Raw genomic sequence first — 21,822 nt, forward strand, 5'->3', positions numbered from 1 at the left:
AGATGAGCAACGAGAGCACCAAACTGCGCCGACGGTTGGCCGTCGAGGGGGCGAGCAGCGTCTGGTTCCGCGCTGCGGGCTACTTCGCCGTTCTCGTCTTCGTGCTCATCGGGGCGACACTCGTCTGGCAGTCCCTGCCCATCCTCTCGCAGTACTCCCTCGTTGAGTTGCTCACGTCCGCGACGTGGGATCCGGCACGAAACCAGTTTGGCTTCATGCCCGCCATCGTCGGGACGCTCGCCGTTTCGGGGATTTCGATGGTTATCGGGGCGCCGATAGCGATTCTCACCGCCATCTACCTCGCCGAGTACGCTACTGACCCGTGGAAGTCGATTATCTCCTCGTTCGTCGATGCGTTGGCGGCGATTCCGGGTGTCGTCTTCGGGTTAGTCGGTCTCATCGTCGTGGTGCCGTTCGTCAGGAACTATCTCGCGCCGGCGTTCGGCGCTGACAGCGCTGGACAGGGGATTCTCACCGCGAGTCTGGTGATGAGCATTGTCGTGACGCCGTTCATCGTCTCGCTGACCGTCGAGTCCCTTGAAGCGCTCCCCCGCGAACTCCGTGAGGCGACGCTCTCACTGGGCGCAACAGATTGGGAAGTGACGAAACACGTCCTCCTGCGAGCGGCGGGGCCAGGCATCCTCTCGGCGCTCCTGCTGGGCTTCGGCCGCGTGTTCGGGGCGACCATCGTCCCGGCGATGCTCATCGGGAGTCAAACTGTCCTCCCGGAGAGTGTTTTCTCGCCCGGCCAGACGCTTACAACAGTCATCGTCAACGACTTCGGCGAGTTGATGTCGCTGCCGCTGACCCAGTCAGCACTCATCTTCGTCGGCCTGCTGTTGCTCGTCGTCGTTTGGCTGTTCAACTTCGCTGCGATGCTGTTGCGGCGGCGTCTCGAACGGAGGTGGCAGTACTAAATGGATCGTTACACCGAACAACGAATCGTCGACGGTCTCGTACGTGCCGCAACGGCAATCGTACTCGCCGTGCTGGCGCTGGTTGTCGGCGTGACACTCGTCCGCGGCGGCGGCGCACTGCTCGCCGACCCCTCGATCGTCGTTACGCCGCCCGGCTCAACGTACATGCTCGACGGGACGGGTGGCTTCCTGCACGCGGTTCTGGGGAGCCTACTCATCGTCGTGCCCGCCACGGTTATCTCGACGGTGCTCGCGATTTCGACCGCGATATACCTCCAGTCGGACTACTCCAGCAAGCGGTTCGCGGAGTACGCCAACCTCTTCCTGAACGTCCTCTGGGGGACGCCTCCCATCGTCTACGGCGTGTTCGTGTTGACAATCATGATCGCGGCGGGTACCCGCGCGAGTATGCTGGCGGGCATCCTCTCGATCACGATCTTCCAGTACCCAATCATCACCCGCTACACTGACGAAGCGCTGCGCTCGGTTCCGACCGAGCTGAAAGAGACCACCTACGGGCTCGGCTCGACCCGCTTCGAAACTATCCGCGTCGCAGCGCGCGCGGCGCTGCCTGGCGTCATCGCCGGCGTCATCATGGGATTCGCCCGCGGTATCGGCGACGCCGCAACGGTTCTGTTCACCGCCGGTGGGAGCACCTCGATGCCCGGTGGCCTGCTTGAACCGGCGACGACGCTGCCGATCCTCATCTTCCAGCAGGCAACCTCCTTCAACGCGGAGGTGCGCTCGCACGCTTACGCGGCCTCGTTCGTACTCATCGTGGCTGTGTTGGCGCTCATCGGTGCGTCGAAGCTGCTCGCTGGGCGGTTCGCCCGGTACACACCTGGAGGCCAACGCGAATGACCGAGAAAGACATCGCCATCGAAACCGACGACCTGCGCGTAACGTACACCGGCGACCAGCCCGTCGAGGCGCTGAAGGGCGTCTCCGTCGGGTTCGCAGAGAACGAACTAACGACCATCATCGGTCCGTCGGGCTGTGGGAAGACCACACTCCTGAAATCGCTCAATCGTCTCCACGACATCGAGCCGAACGCTGAGGTGTCGGGCGACGTGTACGTCGAGGGCGAGCCCCTCTACAACACGGACCGGCCCGTCCCCGAAATTCGGCGGAAAGTGGGGTACGTTCCCCAGAAGCCGACGCCGCTACCGATGTCGATCTACGACAACGTGGCCTACGGGGCGAAACTCCACGACGATTACTCGAAAGCAGAACTGGACGAACTCGTGGAGACGAGCCTCCGGAAAGCGAACCTCTGGGACGAGGTTCACGACCGTCTCGACGCACCCGGTGCGGGACTCTCAGCCGGGCAGATCCAGCGGCTTTGCTTGGCCCGCTCGCTCGCCGTGGATCCGGACGTGTTGCTCTGCGACGAGGTTACCTCGGCGCTCGACCCGATTTCGGCGAAGGAGGTCGAGGACACCCTCGAAACGCTCAAATCGGAGTACAGCATCGTGATGGTGACTCACAGTATGGAGCAATCCCAGCGCATCGCCGACACCGTGGTCTTCCTCTACCTCGGCGAACTCGTGGAGAAAGCCGGCATGGAGAAATTCTTCGAGGACCCCGACAACGAGCGCACCGAGCAGTTCATCGCCGGCGAGACCATCGTCGACACACAGTAGCGATACGACCATTTTTGTGAGTGCCCGGCGGAAGGACTGATATGGCTCTTCATCGATTGACTCGCTCTCGATACGGGCGGTTCTGATGGCTGACCTTGGCTTATCCGCCGCGAAACTCGGCGTTGCACTGTTCCTCGTGGTGTTGAACGGATTCTTCGTCGCTGCGGAGTTCGCCTTCGTTCGGGTTCGTGCGACCTCCGTCGAGCAACTCGTCGAGGAGGGCCGTGCTGGTGCCGGCGCCCTCCAGGACGTAATGGTGGACTTAGACAACTACCTCGCGGTCACCCAACTTGGGATTACGCTCGCCTCACTGGGCCTGGGGTGGGCCGGTGAACCCGCGGTAGCCGGCCTCATCGAACCTGTCTTGGGGTCGTTCCTCCCGGAAACGTTCATCCATCTGGTGGCCGTCGCGATTGGGTTTACCGTCATCACGTTCCTGCACGTCGTCTTCGGTGAACTCGCGCCGAAGACGTTCGCAATCGCCCAAACTGAGCGGATTTCGCTGTATCTCGCTCCGCCGATGAAGGTCTTCTACTACCTCTTCTACCCCGGCATCGTCGTGTTCAACGGCGCAGCCAACGCGTTCACGGCATTCCTCGGCGTTCCGCCAGCGTCCGAGTCCGACGAAACGCTCGGCGAACGCGAAATCCGGCGCGTCCTCGCACAGTCCGGTGAGGAAGGCGACATCGACGTCGCGGAAGTCGCCATGATCGAGCGCGTGTTCGAACTCGACGACACCACCGTCCGCGAGGTCATGATTCCCCAACCGGACGTCGTAAGCGTGGCCGCCGACGCCACACTGTCGGAACTCCGCGACACCGTCTTCGAAGCGGGTCACACGCGCTACCCCGTCGTCGAGGCCGACGACCGCACCCAAGTAATCGGATTCGTCGACGTCAAGGACCTCCTGCAGGCAAGCGAGCGCGAGGGCGAAGGGACAACGACGGCCAGCGACCTCGCTCGTGACATCCTCATCGTTCCCGAAACCACGACCATCAACGATCTGTTAGTGCAATTCCGCTCCGAACACCGGCAAATGGCCGCTGTTATCGACGAGTGGGGCGCCTTTGAGGGGATTGCAACCGTCGAGGATGTCGTCGAAGCCGTCGTCGGCGACCTACGTGATGAATTCGACGTCAGTGAACGCGAACCGTCGATTCGTCGGCGTGAGGACGGCAGCTACGACGTCGATGGAGGCGTCTCCTTAGCCGCTCTTAACGACGTGCTCGATGCAGAGTTTGAACATCCGGCAGTCGAAACGGCTGCCGGATTGGTCCTCAACCAACTGGACCGTGCCCCAGAGGTCGGTGACCGAGTCGAAGTCGACAAGTACGGGTTTGAGGTGACGGGCGTCGACGGATCACGGATTTCGTCGCTTCGAATCTTCGAATCCGGCAGCGACGAGACGAACTAGGTAGCCAGACAAATCCCGGCCAGCAGGAGGTTTCCCGGCCAAAGGGGGAGGGAGGATATTAATCGTTGGATTGGGTTGTCGTCGGTTCTGTCTCCGAAAGAGCGTCTTCGACGGTGTCGATCACTTCTCGGATGTTGAAGTCCTCGTTGGCATCAAGGGCGAACGCGACGCCATGCGTCTCGTTCGTTGGCACAGCAACGTCCAGCATTTCCTGATACACGCGCACTGTCGCCCGTAGCTCCTCCTCCTGATGCTCTTCGTGGAGGACGTGGCCTAACGCCTCGAACCGTAATTCTTCGACAATCTCGTCGACTTGCTCTGGTTCGTATTTCTGTTCAGCCCAGTCTGAACGGAAAACGTGGCCGACGCCTTCTCGGTCGTAATAACTTACTCCGATCATCGCCTCTTCACCCACCTCTTCCCTCAGGACAGCCTCCGTCCGTTTGGCTAACTCCTCCATGCCCACCAAACAATCATAACGAAAGTAAGTGGTTGTGGCCGTCTTGCCGAAATACTGCACGGGCGACTCCGGAGATAGTAACTGGAGTTGCGCGTCCTTACCTCTGGGGCCCTGAGCAGGTCATAGTTCTGTCTAAGAGACCCAAAAACACTTAGTGCATAGTTCGCGTACTATGGAATATGTCGAACGCCCCAGCCTCCGTTCAGCCACCGGATGCAGGACATACAGCCCATCGGTTCTTCGTCATCCAGGAGCTACTGGGCACCCCAGAACTCGCGCGGTTCTACACGGACATCCTGATCAACTCCCCAACGACAATCACGGCAGCCCGTGAACGCCAGGACTTCTCCAAAAGTACCGCCTACAAGTACGCCAACATGCTGGAGGAATTGGGCGTCGCGGAGGAGCTGGACGAACACCAGGACGGCTCAGCACTCTGGCGAGCCGAACCTGTGAGTGGCGACTGGACCGATGAGATCACCCTTGAATTCGGCCCCGCCATCATCGCCGTCTACGGGGCAACAAGCGTTGACGACGATCTCGAACTCTACGTTGACCGTCACGGGAAGGCAGCGCTAGCACCGGCGGTGATGGGCACAATCACCTATCTGCAGGGTGAGACGACCCGCCGCGGTGTTGCCGATGATCTCGACATTCCCGCTGTCGAAGCTATTGCGGTCACGCAAGCAATTGAACGAGTGCTTGTCGTCGTGAAGGACTTCGACCCGACGCTCAAGGACGTTACGTTCGATGTGGACGCTCACGAGCGAGCAATCGAGCAGGGTCCGTACCAGCCCGCCGATGAGTGAGGCCCATCCGTCGCCGTTCCCAACAGCGCTTCTCCTAGATACGAGCTTCCTCCGAACCATCGGTGGCACTGACAGCGGAACTGTCACTGTGACGGTTCCACCCTCCGCGGATAACCGGGCGTTCATCGAAGCGTGCGAGGAGACACTCGGAACGGTGTCCATGACTCGCCGCGAGTCGGTCCGTGGCACCGGGTCGATGGGCGACCTTCGATACGATCTCGAAGATATCGTGACCGAGAAACAATTCGAGGCGCTGCAGGCTGGGTTCTTCAAACTAGGTAGCGAGGCGGATTCCCCGCCCCACCGTGGGCGGGGAGGAAGCCGACACTCGCTGCCACAAATCACTAACTACTAAGTATCCTACTCGTCTATTGAAGATCGTGGCGGACGACTACTTGAGACGTACCGCAATCACCCGCCCCATCCTCACCGACGAACAGAAGCAACTGCTCGACACCACCATCAGCGAGTGGCAGGACGCCTGCAACATCAGCAGCCAAATCGGCTGGCGGACGGGTGAAACGCGGAAAACCTACCTCCAAGACCTCGCCTACGACACGGTGTTGGAGAAGACGCGTCTCGGGAGTCAACACGCAATTCTGGCCACCCACCAAGCCGCAGCCGCACTCGAAGGGGTCGACGAACTCGAGGAATTAGACGAGGAGTACAAGACCTCGCGTCCGAATTTCACTGCCACCACGGTGAAATACGACACGCGGACGATGACGCTGTTCGACGACGAGACAGTCTCACTCGCAACGGTCGATGACCGGATTCGGTGTGACCTCGCGTTGCCGGATGAGGAAGACGGCTACCAGTACCAGTACCTCAACAACGAGGACTGGGAGGTCACCGAATCCACGCTTTCTCGGCGTGATGGCGACTACTACTTGCATCTCGGCTTTCGCAAACAGAAGCCTGAGAAACAGGTCGAACGACAGGGCGACGACGAGGACAGGACAGTTCTTGGCGTTGACCTTGGGATCGTCAACATCGCCACCACCTCGACAGCGTACTTCGCGTCCGGTCGGGAACTCAGGCACCGGCATCGGGAGTTCGAGCGGATTCGCGGCAATCTCCAACAGACCGGCACGCAGTCTGCGCACCGCACGATCCAGCAGATGAGCGGCCGAGAATCACGCTACATCCGTGATGTCCTGCATCGTGTGGCCAACGACATCATCGAGGAAGCACTCATTCACGACTGCGAGTACATCGCCGTCGAGAACCTCCGACACATCCGAGAGCGTGCGCCCCCGGTCAAGGAGTTCCACCAGTGGGCGCACCGCCAACTCGTTGACCTCATCGAGTACAAGGCTGACGCGGAAGGTATCAGTGTTGAGTACGTTGATCCGGAGAACACGAGTCGACGGTGTCCGGAGTGTGGCCACACAAGTAAAGGGAATCGCGTCAGGCAGGCGGAGTTTGAGTGCGAGTCGTGTGATGCAACGGCAAATGCGGACTATGTTGGAGCGAAAAACGTTGGATGGCGGTACGTCCGTCGTGGCCTACAGTCGTCGCGGCGGACGGGCGAGGGTCAACTCGCCCTGAAGTCAGGAGTAGTGACGCCGAACCGGGGATTCGTCCCGTCCCCCTAATTGGGGGTAGAGGCCGAGTTCACTGACAAGCCCCGCGCCACCGTCGCGGGGCCGTTGACCGGCTTCTTCGAGGTCCCGCGAGAACACACCGGATAAGAAATTGCCGCGAAGATGGACGTCAGTGGCCCAACCTTCCAGCACCACGTCCGCAAAGGCATTCACCGAATTCTGAGCGTGGTGTTCGAAGATGGGACAGACAATTAGCCATGGAACGAACGTTGCCGGCACGTTCGCCATCTTCGTACCCATGTCCACGAATCACTCACCCTCAATATCCCATCCTCAAATTGACACTACAGTAGGCTACTCTCTACAGTACCTGTCTATATGTGGAATAATTGGCTCGAAATAAGATAATATAGCACCCTCAGTGTGATAGACAAGATTATATTGGACAAGTATACACCCTAATATATGACGTACGAGACACTGGACACCGAGTTGATTAACGCGCTTCTCGAGGATGGCCGCGCGAGCTTCCGGAGCCTCGCAGAAGAACTGGACGTCTCGGTCACGACAATCTCGAACCATCTCAACGACCTCGAAGAAGACGGCGTTATTCAGGGCTACACACCGATTATCGACTACGGGAAGCTGGGATACGACGTTACGGGCATTCTGCAACTGAAGGCCGCAGGCGGGTCACTTCCAGACCTCGCAGACCGCCTTCGAGCGCACAAGCAGATGACGTCCGTCTACGAAGTCACCGGCGACTACGACATCATCGCCATCGGGAAATTCCACGACACCGACGACATGAACCACCACATCAAGGAATTACTCGCGGACGCCGACATCGAAGAATCCTCAACGAGCATCGTGTTGAACGCGGCCGCGGAACACGAACAGTTCGAGCTCGACGTCGAATAGGAGATCTCGAGGAGGCCGAGAGCACCGTATAAGATCTCCAAGGAAGGGTTTAGTGAGCGGCGGCTCGAAGAGTGGGTAACGCGACTCGATGTTGAAGCCCTATATGAGCGACTCAAACGTGCCTGACGACCTCGATGCGAAACACGAGCGCAACCGAGAGCAGCGCATCGAGGCGGTCAAACACTGGGTTGAATACATCAAATCTGAGCCGCCCGAGAAGTGGGGGCCCCAACAGAACGCAGTTGTTGATGACCAGCTCGACGCCGCGCAAAGTATCGACGCCTCGGCAGCCCACCGCCAGCACGTAACAGATGTCGCGGAGGATATCCTCGCAGTGAGAGACGAGTCCGCCGACGAAGCGGAGCGGGATTCCTCAGATTAACTGACCGCTGTAGGACACTACTCAGATTCCTACGCATCGACTGTGATGACCTCGGCGACGATTTCCCGGAGGTCCGTTTTCGAGAACGGCTCGACGTCGACTGTCTCTGCTTCGTTCGTGTAGAAGAGTGTGGCTCGGACGTCGCGGTCCGGATACAGGTCGGTGATGATGTGGTAGTAGACGCTGAGTTGCTTGCGGTACTCGCGTTCGGCGTGACGGCCGCGGTCGGTCTTGTAGTCGATGATGGTGACCGCCTCGGGGGTAATCTGAAGGAGGTCGATGACACCGAACAGCGTCACGCGGCCCGCGTCAGTATCCAACGGCAGCCGCGCTTTCTCTTCGGCTCGGAGCTCGCCTGCGAGCCCGTCGACGAGTGACTGAATGGCTTCCTCGTCGTGATTGCTAGGTTGAACGGCGAGATCGTCGACGTAGTCTTCGGCGAAGTCGTGGACCTGGGTGCCGTATTCGGTCCCCTCTCCGCCGTCGGCGTCTTCGTAGACGGAGTCGTCCATCAGTGAGTGCGGCGAGTATCGGGCTGGCCCGTGCTGCCCGGGAACAGCGACTGAGAGCGTCTGCCTGTCACTCCGGTCGTGTTCGATGTCGCCGATAGCCGTCGGGCCGGGTGTAATCTCGACGGGGAGTGCTTCGAGGAAGGTGTTCGGGTCGCTACCGGCGGTGAAGACGACGTGGTTTTCGGCGCGCGTGATGGCGACGTAGAGGAGGCGACGCTCCTCGTCGTAGTTTCGGCCGAGACACCGTCGGACGACGTCCGTCTTCCAGTTGTCGTAGATGTACGGCGAGCCGTGCGCATCGCTGAATTCCTTGCGTTGACGGAGGCCGACGGCGTCGTCGAACATGATTGCCGGACTCGAACTACCACCCGGTGGGAACCGCCCCGAGTTCATGTTTGCGAGGACGACAATGGGGTGTTCGAGCCCCTTCGTCGCGTGAATTGTCTGGACGGTCACGGAGTTTTCACCGGTGCTCGTACTGACTTCGTGGGTGCTGCCGTGCTCGATGCCACGGGTGATGAATCGAATGAGGTCGCCACGGGTCAGCGTCGACGCCTCCCGAATCGATTCGACGGTCTGGAGGAGGACGTCGGCGCGAGCGCCAGTGAAGCCGTAGCGGTCGAAGACCTGACGCATCACACCCCCCAGCGACTCCGTCTCCGCGAGGCCGTCACGGAAGGCAACCATCTGGTCGGGATAGGCGTCCGTCTCGAGGATGTGCTTGATTTCGTCGAGTGTGTAGCCGGCGCGCTCGAGGACTGGTGCCCAGCCGCGGTCGGCGTCAGATTCGAGGATGCGAAGCCACGCGAGCAATAGCTTTGCCTGGTCGGTTCGGAATAACTCGATGCCGCCCTCGTAGGCCATCGGGAGGCCGTGCTCGTCAGCAGCAGTCTGCAGTTCGCGGCCGAAGTCTCGTGTCCGCGTCAATACCGTGATATCACGATACTCGGGGTCGCGCAGCCCACCGTCGTCGTCTTTCACTTGGTACGCCGAGTTCCCGACGATTTCTTGGACTTTCGCGACGAGTGCGTCGTGCTCGTCGTCGGACTGATGGGCTTCGATAATCGTGTTATCGTGGTCGGCCGTCGAATCCAGTTCCACGATGTCCTCGCGAACCGACTCCTCGTCGACGGAGTCGTACTTCGCGGCGGGTGTGACCAGTGCCTCCTCGGAGAACCGGAGAATCGACTCCGTCGAGCGGTAGTTCTGCTCAAGCTCGATGGTGGTGACGTCAGTGGTGTCGTACTGAACTCGTGGGTGGTCCGTGTTCAGGTCCTCGGTGAACTGCGTGAGTCGCTCGCGGAACTCGAGGATGTTCTCCACAGCAGCGTACTGGAAGCTGTAGATGCTCTGTTTCCAGTCGCCGACCACACAGAGGTTCTCGGTGTCCGCCAGCAAGAGCGTGAGTTTGAACTGAATCTCGCTGGAGTCCTGGAATTCGTCGATCATCACGTACTCGAACCCGAGGCGGTCGCGTAACTGGTGGTCCTCGCACAGCAGGACGAACGCGAACAGCTGGAGGAAGCTGAAGTTCAGATAGTTCCGAGCGAGCGCGAACTCCAGATACTCGAAGTAGAGATCGTGGACGAACGCCTTCAGTGCCTCGCGGTCGTCCTCGAAGACGAGTCTGGCGACCGCGTCGGGAACTTGCTTCCCATCGCCGCGAAGCTCGTATTTCGGCGGGGCGTCCGGAAGATAGCACTTGTCCTTGCCGTACTGGTAGAGCTTCGACCGGAGTCGCGACTGTTTGCTCCCGCCGTTCCGGGGTTCGTTGAGATCGTCGAACTGACTTTTGAACGCCTCGAAGTCACCGTCGAGGTGGGATTCGCCATCCCGGTACCAGCCGTCGCGCGTGGGGAAGACGCCTTTCGCTGCGAGTTCAGTGATGAGGTCCAGAAACTCCGCCGGGTTCGAGACCACGCGCAGGAACTCCGCGTATTCGGGGTGGTCGTCGCTGAACTGCTCGAAGAACTCGCCGAACAGCGCCTCCTCGACGATGTCGTCCTCGATGATTCGAGTGGTGCTCGGAATACGGTCGTCGATTCCCAGCCGCGTGGGTGCGTCGAAGCCGTGCTCTTGGAGGAGGTCGTGACAGAGGCTGTGGAACGTCTGAATGGGGGCATCCGCGAGTTCCGTCATGCCATAGTCGCAGTGCCGGACGATACGGTCTTTCATCTCCGTCGCGGCGTTGTTCGTGAACGTCAACAGGAGGATGTCCTCCGGCGACGCTGTCGTCGAATCGAGGATGTTCGCGTACCGCCGCGTCACGGCGAACGTCTTTCCGGTGCCAGCGCCGGCGTCGACGAGATACGTTCCATCGATGTTGGTGATGAGCTCCCGCTGCTTCTCGTTCGGCGTCGGGTCGTCGGTGTCAGTCATCGTGAGTCCTCCAGGAGGAGGTCGCGGTGGTCGACCCGGCGGTAGTTAGGCTCCTCGAGCAAGTCTGTGACGGGGAAGCGTTCATCGCCGGCGCGCCGCTCGTGGAGTTCCGTGAGTCGTTCGTCGACGAATGCTTCGAACGCGTCGAGGTCATCCTCAAAGTAGTTCCCGTTACGAATGCGCATCAACTCCCGTAGCGCCTGCTTGCAGCCGTTCCTGACGTACTTGTAGTCCCCGACGGCCTCGACCATCCGGTCGACGAGCGCGTCTCCGAACGGTGACTCGATGAGTTCGTCCCGGTCTCGCGTCGCGGGGAAGTCAGCGTCGTCGAAGACGGCGGCGAAGTCGGCGTACTCGGCTTTCGAGAAGGTCTTCTGGCAATCGTTCGCGCCGTCGTCACGGAGGCGTTCGAACGTCGATTGCTGTCGGACGAACTCGACGTACGGCGTCGGATAATACGTCACGCTCGTGAGTGTGTCCGCGAGATCGCCCTCACCACGGACGATGTCGTCGAGATTCTCGAGGAAGTGCACGAAGACGAACTCCAGTTGCTCGCCGGGCTGTTGCGTTCGCTGGTACGCGAGATACAGCAGCGCCTGGAAGTCCGGTGTGTCCGAGAGGTCCTCGATGGCGGAGTTCTTGACGACCTGGCGCGCGGATTTCTTCGACCCGCTCTTGTAGTCGACGAGCCGGCCGGGTGACGCCACGAGGTCGATTTTCCCCTTCACGCCGAGGTCCACACTCTCGAACCACTGTTCGGTCACTGTCGCCCCGACTGGCCGGTCGAAATACGCTGCGAACGTGTTCTCGTCCACGTCTGGGCCATCCAGCACGAGGTCGCTAGCGGCGGGCGCGTGCTCGTCGAGGTACGCGATGACGTTCTGGAGCCCGGCCTCGTAGTGCGTCCGGTGGACCGCTCGGTCAACGTCACGGACGAACGGCGACATTTCCTCGAGCATCACGTCGGCGAACGTGTCGAGATCCTCGTTCGCAACGACGTCAGGGTGATGCACGTAGAATTCGGCGAAGTCGTGGAACAGGTTCCCCTTCCGGAAGAAATCGCGGTCGGGTGAGTCGACGAGGCGGTCGAAGAAGTAGTCCCGCGGCGAATTCACGTACGTGCTCAGGCTGGACTGACTGATAGTCGCCGGCTGCTCGGGCTCGACAGATAGCGGACTGGCATCGAACCCCGCGTCGGTGCTAGTCTGAGGTGCTGTGTAGCGTGCGGCCTCGAGGTCACTGAACTGCGTGAACGACTCCTCGAGAAGTTCCTCGAAGTACAGACAGGGGGTGACTGGCTCGCCGCCAACCGTGTCCCGAGCGAGATAGTACTGGGCTTCGCCGTTCTGCAGGAGCGCCTGGAACCGCTGGAGGTGGCGCTCGAACTCCGCTTGACGGTCGACCCACGGTCGCTGTGGCGGGGTTTGGGTCCAATCATCGTCGAGCCCGAGGTAGAACACGAGCGGGCGGTCGACGGTCGTCGCGGATTTCGCATCAGCCAGCAGCACGCCCTCGTGTTCCCGATCGAGTGGCACGTCGTAGGACTGCAAGTAGAACTCCAAGTCGTCGACGCGCGACTCAGTAACTGACTGTGAGGCGAGCCCCAACGTCACCAATTCCTCCTGGAACGCACTGAACTCGCCGTCATCGAGCAGGGCACCGAATTCCGTGAGCGCCCTCTTGAACGTCCACTCACCGTCGCGAATCGTCGTGCACCACTCGACGAACTCGTCGAGGTCGGCGATGTCGAGCTGGTGGAGGCGTTTCTCGTCGTGAGTCGTGCCGACGTCGAAGTCGAGGCGTTGGAGGACTGGCTTCACGTCACCGACTCGGACGTCACCGCCTCGGAATGCCGTTCGGAGGAGTCGAAGAAACGTACGGTGGTCGGGCTGGTCGAGAAAACCCGGGCCGCCATAGAAGGGGATCTCTGCAGCGTCGAGCGCAGATTCGAGGAGTGTCGAGAACTCACTACCGGCATCGAGCACAACCCCGACGTCGTCGGCGTTCTCCACGGTGATGGTGTCGAGAAGCGTCGCGATGATGTCCGCGGAGGTATCGAACAGATGGAACGGCGGATACTCGAAGGCATCGTCGGCGAACCGGCCGACAGTGTTGAACTCCGCGGGGAGGATCGACCGTTCGAGCTCGGAGAGCTGCGGGTAGCCGACGACAGCGACCTCGAGGTCGTCGTCGATGGTGTAGTCGGTGAGCGCTCGCGACGTGGTTTCGAGGTGCTTGACGTGCTCGACGGCTCGCCGGACGGCAGGCGTATCGAACTGATCGTAGTCGAGGATGGCGTCCGGGCGACCGGTGTACTCCCAGCAGTGGATGATTTCCTCGCCGAGGTAGGCGGCTTGCTTCCAGGAGAGGTCGGTCTCCGAGAGGAGTTCGAGGAAGACAGTTCGTTCCTCGTGTTCCTCACGTCCACCAGCGGCCAGCCGGCGTGGAATCGTCGCGAAGTCGCCGAGATGTGGCCTGTCTAGGTGCCGGTTCAGACCGTCCGCAAGCGGCGCGTCAGGAACGACGACGAGGTCGTAGTCTTCAACCTCGTCATAGAGGATTTCCAGAGGTTTCGCCCGCTGTATTGACACGTCCTAACTCTGCGATGTCGTCAGCATAAACTTGACGCAGATTGGGGGTCTGTGATGAACGACATGAGTATTCTCGTCGACTGCAAGAACAGTGCTGTCGCAAACACACTCGGCACATTTCGCCGCCCGGGACGGTGTATTAGGGCGGTTCGGCGCATAGAGGTGCTTTAGATGACGCAGGAAATTGTGGGCGTCGACGTCGGCGGGACGTTCACTGACGCCGCGTTGCTGGTCGACGGGGAACTCGTCACGGCGAAAGTCCCGAGTACCGACGAACAGAGCGACGGCGTGATTGCGGGCATCGAGAAGGCGTGTGTGCGAATGCAGGCATCGAGCCGAGCAACCTCGCGGAGTTCTCGCACGCAATGACTGTCTCTGTCAACGCGTTGCTCGAAGAAGACGGAGCGAAGACCGCGCTCGTCACGACAGCCGGATTCCGCGACGTCCTCGAAATCGGGCGGCAGGACCACCCGTCGTTGTACGATCTCGATGCGGAGAAACCCGATCCGCTCGTGCCACGACACCGTCGATACGAGGTCTCCGAACGGACGACGCCAGAGGGTGTCACCGACGAGGTCGACGAACAAGAGGTGCGGGAGGTCGCAGCGGCGATTCGCGACGACGATGCGGAAGCAGTCGCGGTTTCGCTGCTGCACTCCTACGCACACCCCGAGAACGAGCGGACAGTGGCGCGGCTGCTTCGGGAGGAACTCGACGTGCCGGTGTCGGCATCGCACGAGGTACTGGGAGAGTTCCGTGAGTACGAACGCACGTCAACGACGGTCGTGGATGCGTACGTACGGCCGGCAATCGACCGCTACATTGGGCGGTTGTCCGAACGCGCCGCATCCGCGGGCATTCCCGCACCACGAATCATGCAGGCCAACGGCGGGATTACGGACGCCCAGACCGTCCGCAAGAAGGCAGTATTGACGGCGCTCTCCGGTCCCGCAGCCGGTGTCGTTGGAGCGAACGCGTTAGCAAGTCCCGGGACCGACGAGCAGCCGGACTTGGTGACGTTCGACATGGTTGGGACATCTAGTGACGTGAGCCTCATTCGCGACGGGACGGTCGAACGGACAACTGACGCCGAAATCAACGACCGACCAATCCGTACTCCGATGGTCGACATCGAGACAGTCGGCGCAGGCGGTGGCTCGATTGCGTGGGTAGACGCCGGTGGCGCACTCCGAATTGGCCCGCAGTCCGCCGGCGTGAATCCCGGGCCCGCCTGCTACGGGAAGGATGGCTCGAAGCCGACTGTGACTGACGCGAATCTCGTCCTCGGCTACATCGGAGACAGCACGAGCCTCGGCGGGGAGCTCTCCCTCGACGAAGACCGAGCGTACGACGTGCTCGAGGACCTCGCCGCGGAAGCGGGGATGGACGGACCCGTCGAGGCAGCCCGTGGAGTCTACCGGGTCGCGAACGCGAGCATGACGCGAGCGATTCGGTCTGTGACAGTCGAACGCGGATACGATCCCCGAACCTTCGGACTCGTCGCCTTCGGTGGCGCAGGGCCGATGCACGCCGTCCAACTCGCGGACAGCCTCGATATAAATCGCGTCGTCATCCCGCGCGCTTCCGGGGTCCTCTCCGCGTACGGGTTGCTGGCTGCCGACGAAAAACAGGACGCAGTGCGCACGTATCGGCAACCGCTCGCAGACGCCGACGCGGACCGAGTTGCCGGCATCTTCACCGAGCTCGAAGCCGACGTCCTCGATGCGGTGTCGGACCGGGCGAACGCGACGCTCGACCGGTCAGTCGACCTCAAGTACGCGGGGCAGAGTTTCGAACTGACCGTCGACGTCGACGGTCAGTTCGACCCGGAGACGGCCAAACAGCGGTTCGCAGACGCACACGAGACCGCCTACGGCTACCAAATGGACGAACCGGTGCACTTGGTCAACTGCCGGGTGACAGCAACTATCGCCCGGACGCCGCCGGCCCTCGACTACGACGCCACCGGCGACCCACAGAAAGCAACTCGTGAAGCCGTCTTCGCCGACGGTGTCCACGAAACACCGGTCTACGACCGCGCGAAAGTAGCGCCCGGCGAAACAATACAGGGACCAGCAGTCATCGAGGAGAACGAAAGCACCACCGTCGTCCCGCCAGCGTGGACGGTGTTAGTTCGCGAGGATGGCGCGCTCGTCGCCGAAACGGAGGCAGAATGACAGCACACGACCACACTTCCGACGAAGCCGACGGCGAATCGATTGTCGACATCGACCCAGTCACGCTCGAAATCCTCCGGAACCAACTCGAGAACATCGCCGAAGAGATGGGGCATCTCCTCATCACCGGCGCGTACTCGCCGAACATCAAGGAGCGACAGGACTGCTCGACCGCGTTGTTCGACGCGGACGGCAACATGATCGCGCAGGCTGAACACATCCCCGTCCACCTCGGCGCGATGCCCGACGCGGTCGACGTCGTGATGGAAAACGACCCAGAGCCCGGGGACGTCTTCATCGTCAACGACCCGTTCGCGGGCGGCACCCCACCTCCCCGACATCACGCTCGTCTCCACGATTGCACCCGAGGGTGACATCATCGGATACGCCGTCTCGTGCGCACACCACGCCGACGTCGGTGGTAGTTCTCCAGGAAGTATGCCCTCCGGCGCGATGGAAATCTACGAGGAGGGACTGCGGTTGCCCGCCGTTCGGCTCGTCGAAGGCGGCGAGGTCAACGAGGACGTCCAGAATCTGATTCTGGCGAACGTCAGAACGCCGGCGGAGCGGCGAGCGGACTTGCGGGCGCAGCGAGCGGCGAACGAACGCGCCGAAGAACGAATCAGGGAGCTTCTCGCCGAACACGGCGACCTACTCTTGCGAGCGTTCGATGCCGTCATCGAGTACTCTCGGGACCGGATGGAAGCCGAAATCGGGGAACTCCCCAACGGCACCTACGACGCCCGCGACATCCTCGAGGGCGACGGCGTAACCGGCGAGGACATCCCCATTCAAGCAACCGTCTCGATCGAGGACACCGAAGTCACAGTTGACTTCGACGGGACGGCGGGACAAGTCGATGGGAACCTCAATGCCCCACGTGCCGTCGCGAAAAGTGCCGTCTACTTCGTCGTTCGTGCCGTCACTGATCCGGAGATTCCCCCAAACCAGGGCTGTTACGACCCGATTACCGTGTCCGTCCCGGAACGGTCAGTTCTCGATCCCGAGCCGCCTGCGGCGGTGGTTGGTGGCAACGTCGAGACGAGTCAGCGAGTGACGGACGTCACGCTGCGAGCGTTCGCGGAAGCCGTCCCCGAGCGCGTGCCGGCAGACGGCCAGGGGACGATGAATAACCTGATTATCGGCGATCGGCACGGCGAATTCACGTACTACGAGACGATTGCCGGTGGGTTCGGCGCACGACCGGACAAAGACGGAATGGACGGCGTTCAGGTCGGCATGACCAACACACTCAACACGCCAATCGAAGCGCTGGAAGCCGAATACCCGCTGCACGTCGAGCAGTACGCGTTCCGCCCCTCCAGCGGTGGCGATGGCCGGTACCGTGGCGGCCTCGGGCTCGAACGGTCCGTGACGGTGCAGACAGACGCGACTGTGTCGCTGCTAACTGAACGGCGACGGACCGCTCCGGCCGGCGTGAACGGTGGTGAAGACGGCAAGCGCGGTGAGAACCGTATCGACGGCGAAATCGTCCCCTCCAAGGTCTCCAAGGATGTCGGCGCGGGCACGACTATCTCAATTCGCACTCCCGGTGGTGGCGGCCACGGACCACCGGAAGAACGGACCACAGATGCCCGTGAGCGAGACCGCCGCAACGAGAAAGTGACTGAAGAGTGAAGGAACCGGGAGACCGGGGGGGTTGCTGCGCCTCGTATTTCGTGCCCCGGAATCCATTTCCGAGCGACGGTCGCAGAGGTAGGTATGCCCTCCACGAATCGGCGGACGGTACTCGCAACGCTCGGAACAGTTAGTTTAGGCGGCCTTGCCGGTTGTTCGTTCCGACAATCCGACGAGCATCCAGCGGGGAGTCTGACGTTCGCCAACAAGAGCGACCTTCCGCATTCGATCACGATGCGAGTCACGGACGTCGGCGAAGAACCCGGCGAACAGCCATACTCGGTGACTGGTGAGACAACCACTCGACCGGCACAGCGAACACTCACAGCATCTACGACAATCTCCCCAGGTGCCCGTGAAACGTACGAAGGCGTCTTTACTGAGCCGGTATGGTACGCAATCCAATTCACAGCCGACGGCCAAACCCCACCAGATTCGAGTGGGCGCGTCGTCTACTCGCCAGCCCCCGACACTGACTCGACCGGGCGAACGCTACGCGGAACAATCGGCAGTAACGGCGAGTTCCGATGGGGTATCAGCGCAACGGAGAACGCCGGCAGATTCGACCTGTAACACGCTAGCAGCAAAAGTGGGTTCTACGCCGTCGCAGCCACGTGTTGTGCAATCTTAGCCTGTATTGGGTCTAAGCCTCCGTCCTCAAGGAACGACCAGCGGGAGTGAGTAGGGCGGAGATACAGAACCAACTGTCGTGTGTAGTGCTGTACCGAAACGAATCGAATCGATTTGCTGGCGTTTAAGTTGATTCTCACCGTTGGCTCTGATACGGTCGCATGACGTACAAGTACAGTCCACGATACCCGCTCATTTCTACCGACGAGCACGATGAGAAGCTCTCGTGGACTGTCGATGTCGTGCGGCAACTCTACAACGACCGACTCAAACGCTTCAACGAAATCCCGGAAGACCAAGGAACGCTCGCCAACGCGTCCGTAAAGCCCGGGACGAACTCCCAGCGATGAAAGACTGGTGGAGCGACCTCAACCACGTCTACTCCACCGTCCTGCAGAACGCGGTGATGCGCATCCGCAACAACAAAGAGAGTCTTCGCGCACTCAAACGGGAAGGGTACGATGTCGGAGAACTTCGGTGGAAATCACCACGCGACTTTCGGTCGTTCACGTACAATAAGCAGGGCTTCGAGCTCGACAAGAAGAGCGGCCCCGACGGGTACGCTGAACTCACACTGAAGAAAGTCGCCGGCGACACCATCACGGTGCCAATTCGCCTCCACCGCGACCTCCCCACCCACGAGTCAATCCAACAACTCACCGTCAAACAAGACGCCACTGGCGAGTGGTTCGCCACGTTCACCATCAACGCCGAAACACCGCCCAAACCGGCTGTTGAGGATGTCAATCCGGCTGATTGCGTCGGAATTGACCTTGGTATTCTGAACTACATCACCGACTCAGACGGCCGCGCCATCTCCCGCCTCGACCTATCCGACCAACGAGAGCGTCTTGAACGTGAGCAACGGGCATTATCCCGGAAACAACGTGGGTCGAACAACTGGGAGAACCAACGCATCCGCGTCGCAGACATGCACAAGCGGATGACGAACAAGAAAGACGACTTCAAACACAAACTCGCGCACTTCTACACCACCCAGTACGACGCCGTGTTCCTCGAAGACCTCAACGTCAAAGGGATGCTCGAAGGAGCTGGGAACGCGCGGAACAAACACGAGGTCGGCTGGCGTGATCTCATCCAAACGTTCGAGCACCACAGCGAGAAGAACGGCTGTCACGTCCTCACGGTTGATCCAGAGGGGACGACGAAGGAGTGCGCGTCGTGTGGGGTGGTTTCGGAGAAACCGTTGTGGGTGCGCGAACACGCGTGCCCGACGTGCGGGTTTACGGCCGATCGGGACGAGAATGCCGCATACAACGTGCTGGCGCGCGGATTGAAAGAGCTAGGAGTGGTTCACTCCGAAGGGACGCCTGTGGAGACTGCGACCGCTACGTCCACCGACGGAGGCGATGGTTCCGTTCGTGTGGATGCAAGTCGTGTCGTTGAAGCAGGAAGCCGCGCCCTCAAGGAACCCGCAGCAGCGGGTGAGTAGGGCGCGGTAGTTCACTTCTGGTTCGTCGTGTGGGGTTTCAGAATCGCGTGGACGGCTTCGTTCATCGGGGCGGCGACCCCGACTTTGTCGGCGTGTCGGACGACAGCGCCGTGGAGTGCTTCGAGTTCGAGCTGCTTGCCGTGGGTCAAATCGTAGTGCAGCGACGAATACATGTCCGGCTCGAAGTCCTGGGCGAACTCGAGCCACTCCTCGACGGTGTCGTCTGGCAAGTCGACACTCTCCGCCCGCGCGACCGTACAGACCTCTTCCATAAGGCGGCGATACATCGTCCACGACGCCTCGGTTTCACGGATATCGCCGATTGGCAGTCGTGTCGTCGCGGTCATGCCCGCCTGCGCGCAGATGAGCGCGAACTTCCGCCAGATCTCCACGTCGATGTCGTCCGCGAGCACGGCGTCGACGCCTTCACTTTCCGAGAGTGCTTCGTCAAGTGCTTCGATCCGGCTCGTTCGTCGTGCGTCACGCTCCCCGTAGATGAACCGCGCTGGCCCGCCAGTGTGCTCCACGACGCCTGGTTCCTTGATGGTCGAGAAAATGTACGCCACGCCACCGACGACCTGCGACTCTCCGACGACGTCGGCGATCCAGTCCTCGTTGTCGACGCCGTTCTGGAACGACACGACGGCCGTTTCCTCGCCGAGGAGCGGCGAGAGGGATTCGGCCGCGGTCTTCGTGTCGTGCGATTTCACGCAGAAGAGAACGTAGTCGCAGTGGCCCACGTCAGCCGGGTCGTCGGTCGCCGGTAACTCGACTTTGGTCTCCCCAAACGGGCTCTCGACGCGCAAGCCATCAGATGCGAGCGCATCGAGGTGGTCACCACGCGCAATCAGGTGGACCTCGTGGCCCGCATCCGCGAGTCGTGCGCCCAGATAGCCGCCGACACCGCCTGCTCCATAGATGGCGAACTTCATTCTATCTTGTTTCGAGGGGAGAATCCCGCCCTTCAAGGCGGGAGTGAATCCGGCAACTCCTACACAGACCACCGTCGATGGCAGGCTGGATATTCAACGCGAATCCATCCGTTTAAGTTGATTTGAATACATAGGCTATGTATGGCGATTGAGGTCACGCGCACCTACGTTGGTTCCATCCAAAACCACCGGCAGGTCTGCGATGGCCTTGACTCGCTCGGAGACTCTGCCTCGAAAATCTGGAATGTCGCACGCTGGACAGCCGACCGCATCTGGGATGAGACTGGCGAAATCCCAGACGAGGACGTGCTGAAAGCGTACATGAAAAACCAGTCGTGCTGGAAAGACCTGAATGCACAATCCAGTCAGAAAGTCATCGAAGAACTTTCTGACGCTTTCCACTCCTGGTTCGACCTGCGACACAAGTTCGACGAGGCGAATCCACCCGGCTACCGCAAACATGGCGACACCCGGCCCAAGAGTACGGTGACGTTCAAAGAAGACGGGTTCAAACACGACCCCGAACACAACCGGGTCCGACTCTCGAAAGGATCAAACCTCAAAGAGCATTTCTCGGACTTCCTGCTCTGCGAGTACCAGACGCGCCCAGACGTTGACCTCTCAGAAGTCAATCGGGTGCAGAACGTTCGTGCGGTCTGGAACGGCGACGACTGGGAACTGCACTTCGTCTGCAAAGTCGAACTCGAAACTAACGACTCGGTAGGTGACGGAGTGGCAGGCATCGACCTCGGAATCACGAACATCGCCACGGTCGCCTTCCCCGACGCGTACGTTCTGTACCCCGGGAACTCGCTCAAAGAAGACAAGCACTACTTCACCCGAGCAGAGTACGATACTGAGGGTGACAACGGCCCGTCGGAGAAGTCGATGTGGGCACGACAGAAACTCACAGAACGAGAGACACACTTCTACCATACGCTAACGGACACCATCATCACGGAGTGTGTCGAGCGCGATATTGGGACGCTCGCAGTGAGCTGGCCTGAAGACGTGCGAGAATCCGACTGGGGGAAGACGGGGAACAAAAAGTTACACTCGTGGGCGTTCGATCGCATCTACCAGTACCTCGAATACAAAGGCGAGATTCGTGGTGTTGAGGTGCTCAAAGAAAACGAGTGGAATACCTCCAAAACGTGCTCGCGGTGTGGTGATGACACGAAGTCGAATCGTGTCGAACGTGGGTTGTACGTCTGCCAGTCGTGTGGGTTAGTCGGGAACGCGGATTGTAATGGGGCGGAGAATATGCGCCAGAAGATAACTCCGAGTCCTCACGGCGAGGATAGGAGTAACGGCTGTGTGGCACAGCCCTCGACACAGTTGTTCGACCGCGACAGCGGGACGTTCAAAACGAGAGAACAGGCCGTGTCGTAGACCAGTAAATATCCCACCTGCGGCA

At 60.6% G+C, this 21,822-nt stretch carries 14 protein-coding genes and 3 pseudogenes; 13 read left to right on the forward strand and 4 right to left on the reverse strand.

The window, feature by feature from the left end; genetic code table 11:
* Positions 1–2: 2 nt before the first annotated feature.
* The 4 genes from pstC (at position 3) to LPA46_RS08050 (ending at position 3,974) form a co-directional block, all read left to right on the forward strand.
* Positions 3–917 (forward strand): phosphate ABC transporter permease subunit PstC, encoded by a 915-nt coding sequence (gene pstC / locus LPA46_RS08035; protein WP_230890268.1) that lies wholly within the window; start codon positions 3–5, stop codon positions 915–917.
* Entirely contained in the window at positions 918–1,778 is an 861-nt protein-coding gene (locus LPA46_RS08040; RefSeq protein ID WP_230890269.1) for a PstA family ABC transporter permease, read from the forward strand. It abuts the gene before it with no gap.
* Positions 1,775–2,560, forward strand: a complete 786-nt coding sequence (locus LPA46_RS08045) for a phosphate ABC transporter ATP-binding protein (RefSeq protein ID WP_230890270.1) — start codon at positions 1,775–1,777, stop codon at positions 2,558–2,560. The genes LPA46_RS08040 and LPA46_RS08045 overlap by 4 nt, the downstream gene beginning before the upstream one ends.
* Positions 2,561–2,645: 85 nt before the next feature.
* Complete coding sequence (locus LPA46_RS08050; protein ID WP_230890271.1) at positions 2,646–3,974, forward strand: hemolysin family protein; 1,329 nt, start codon at positions 2,646–2,648, stop codon at positions 3,972–3,974.
* 58 nt (positions 3,975–4,032) lie between these two features.
* Here LPA46_RS08050 and LPA46_RS08055 read toward each other — a convergent pair whose 3' ends face one another.
* Positions 4,033–4,434 carry a hypothetical protein gene (locus LPA46_RS08055; RefSeq protein ID WP_230890272.1) on the reverse strand — a complete coding sequence of 134 codons (402 nt, stop codon included), beginning with the start codon at positions 4,432–4,434 and terminating at the stop codon, positions 4,033–4,035.
* 179 nt (positions 4,435–4,613) lie between these two features.
* On the opposite strand from LPA46_RS08055, the gene LPA46_RS08060 reads away from it, so the two are divergent.
* The 5 genes from LPA46_RS08060 (at position 4,614) to LPA46_RS08080 (ending at position 8,093) form a co-directional block, all read left to right on the forward strand.
* Positions 4,614–5,243 carry a DUF7437 domain-containing protein gene (locus LPA46_RS08060; RefSeq protein ID WP_230890273.1) on the forward strand — a complete coding sequence of 210 codons (630 nt, stop codon included), beginning with the start codon at positions 4,614–4,616 and terminating at the stop codon, positions 5,241–5,243.
* Positions 5,236–5,598, forward strand: coding sequence for a hypothetical protein (locus tag LPA46_RS08065; protein WP_230890274.1), 363 nt, complete (start codon positions 5,236–5,238; stop codon positions 5,596–5,598). The genes LPA46_RS08060 and LPA46_RS08065 overlap by 8 nt, the downstream gene beginning before the upstream one ends.
* A gap of 25 nt (positions 5,599–5,623) precedes the next feature.
* Entirely contained in the window at positions 5,624–6,841 is a 1,218-nt protein-coding gene (locus LPA46_RS08070) for an RNA-guided endonuclease InsQ/TnpB family protein (RefSeq protein WP_230892083.1), read from the forward strand.
* Between the two features lie 414 nt (positions 6,842–7,255).
* Entirely contained in the window at positions 7,256–7,711 is a 456-nt protein-coding gene (gene lrp / locus LPA46_RS08075; RefSeq protein ID WP_230890277.1) for an HTH-type transcriptional regulator Lrp, read from the forward strand.
* Between the two features lie 103 nt (positions 7,712–7,814).
* The gene (locus LPA46_RS08080; protein ID WP_230890278.1) at positions 7,815–8,093 is read left to right on the forward strand and encodes a hypothetical protein; all 279 of its coding nucleotides are present in this window, start codon (positions 7,815–7,817) and stop codon (positions 8,091–8,093) included.
* 29 nt (positions 8,094–8,122) lie between these two features.
* On the opposite strand, the gene LPA46_RS08085 is transcribed toward LPA46_RS08080, so the two are convergent.
* Complete coding sequence (locus LPA46_RS08085) at positions 8,123–10,984, reverse strand: UvrD-helicase domain-containing protein (protein ID WP_230892084.1); 2,862 nt, start codon at positions 10,982–10,984, stop codon at positions 8,123–8,125.
* Entirely contained in the window at positions 10,981–13,575 is a 2,595-nt protein-coding gene (locus LPA46_RS08090) for a PD-(D/E)XK nuclease family protein (RefSeq protein ID WP_230892085.1), read from the reverse strand. Before LPA46_RS08090 ends, LPA46_RS08085 begins: the two co-directional genes overlap by 4 nt.
* 171 nt (positions 13,576–13,746) lie before the next feature.
* On the opposite strand from LPA46_RS08090, the pseudogene LPA46_RS08095 reads away from it, so the two are divergent.
* From LPA46_RS08095 to LPA46_RS08110, 3 pseudogenes are all read left to right on the forward strand, one after another.
* Positions 13,747–15,752, forward strand: a pseudogene (locus tag LPA46_RS08095) (hydantoinase/oxoprolinase family protein).
* Positions 15,749–17,390, forward strand: a pseudogene (locus LPA46_RS08100) (hydantoinase B/oxoprolinase family protein). The pseudogenes LPA46_RS08095 and LPA46_RS08100 overlap by 4 nt, the downstream one beginning before the upstream one ends.
* A gap of 791 nt (positions 17,391–18,181) precedes the next feature.
* Positions 18,182–19,473, forward strand: a pseudogene (locus tag LPA46_RS08110) (RNA-guided endonuclease InsQ/TnpB family protein).
* 11 nt (positions 19,474–19,484) lie between these two features.
* Here the strand turns inward: LPA46_RS08110 and LPA46_RS08115 are convergent.
* Complete coding sequence (locus tag LPA46_RS08115) at positions 19,485–20,405, reverse strand: 2-dehydropantoate 2-reductase (protein ID WP_230892088.1); 921 nt, start codon at positions 20,403–20,405, stop codon at positions 19,485–19,487.
* Between the two features lie 141 nt (positions 20,406–20,546).
* On the opposite strand from LPA46_RS08115, the gene LPA46_RS08120 reads away from it, so the two are divergent.
* Positions 20,547–21,797, forward strand: coding sequence for an RNA-guided endonuclease InsQ/TnpB family protein (locus LPA46_RS08120; protein WP_230892089.1), 1,251 nt, complete (start codon positions 20,547–20,549; stop codon positions 21,795–21,797).
* The last annotated feature ends 25 nt before the right edge of the window (positions 21,798–21,822 follow it).

Source organism: Halobacterium sp. KA-6 (genome assembly GCF_021029015.1).
Taxonomy (GTDB): Archaea; Halobacteriota; Halobacteria; order Halobacteriales; family Halobacteriaceae; genus Halobacterium.

Excerpts from the sequence above, each read along its gene's own strand:
- pstC (WP_230890268.1), top strand. The coding sequence starts at position 3 with ATGAGCAACGAGAGCACCAAACTGCGCCGACGGTTGGCCGTCGAGGGG.
- LPA46_RS08040 (WP_230890269.1), top strand. The coding sequence starts at position 918 with ATGGATCGTTACACCGAACAACGAATCGTCGACGGTCTCGTACGTGCC.
- LPA46_RS08045 (WP_230890270.1), top strand. The coding sequence starts at position 1,775 with ATGACCGAGAAAGACATCGCCATCGAAACCGACGACCTGCGCGTAACG.
- LPA46_RS08050 (WP_230890271.1), top strand. The coding sequence starts at position 2,646 with ATGGCTGACCTTGGCTTATCCGCCGCGAAACTCGGCGTTGCACTGTTC.
- LPA46_RS08055 (WP_230890272.1), bottom strand. The coding sequence starts at position 4,434 with ATGGAGGAGTTAGCCAAACGGACGGAGGCTGTCCTGAGGGAAGAGGTG.
- LPA46_RS08060 (WP_230890273.1), top strand. The coding sequence starts at position 4,614 with ATGTCGAACGCCCCAGCCTCCGTTCAGCCACCGGATGCAGGACATACA.
- LPA46_RS08065 (WP_230890274.1), top strand. The coding sequence starts at position 5,236 with ATGAGTGAGGCCCATCCGTCGCCGTTCCCAACAGCGCTTCTCCTAGAT.
- lrp (WP_230890277.1), top strand. The coding sequence starts at position 7,256 with ATGACGTACGAGACACTGGACACCGAGTTGATTAACGCGCTTCTCGAG.
- LPA46_RS08080 (WP_230890278.1), top strand. The coding sequence starts at position 7,815 with ATGAGCGACTCAAACGTGCCTGACGACCTCGATGCGAAACACGAGCGC.
- LPA46_RS08085 (WP_230892084.1), bottom strand. The coding sequence starts at position 10,984 with ATGACTGACACCGACGACCCGACGCCGAACGAGAAGCAGCGGGAGCTC.
- LPA46_RS08115 (WP_230892088.1), bottom strand. The coding sequence starts at position 20,405 with ATGAAGTTCGCCATCTATGGAGCAGGCGGTGTCGGCGGCTATCTGGGC.
- LPA46_RS08120 (WP_230892089.1), top strand. The coding sequence starts at position 20,547 with ATGGCGATTGAGGTCACGCGCACCTACGTTGGTTCCATCCAAAACCAC.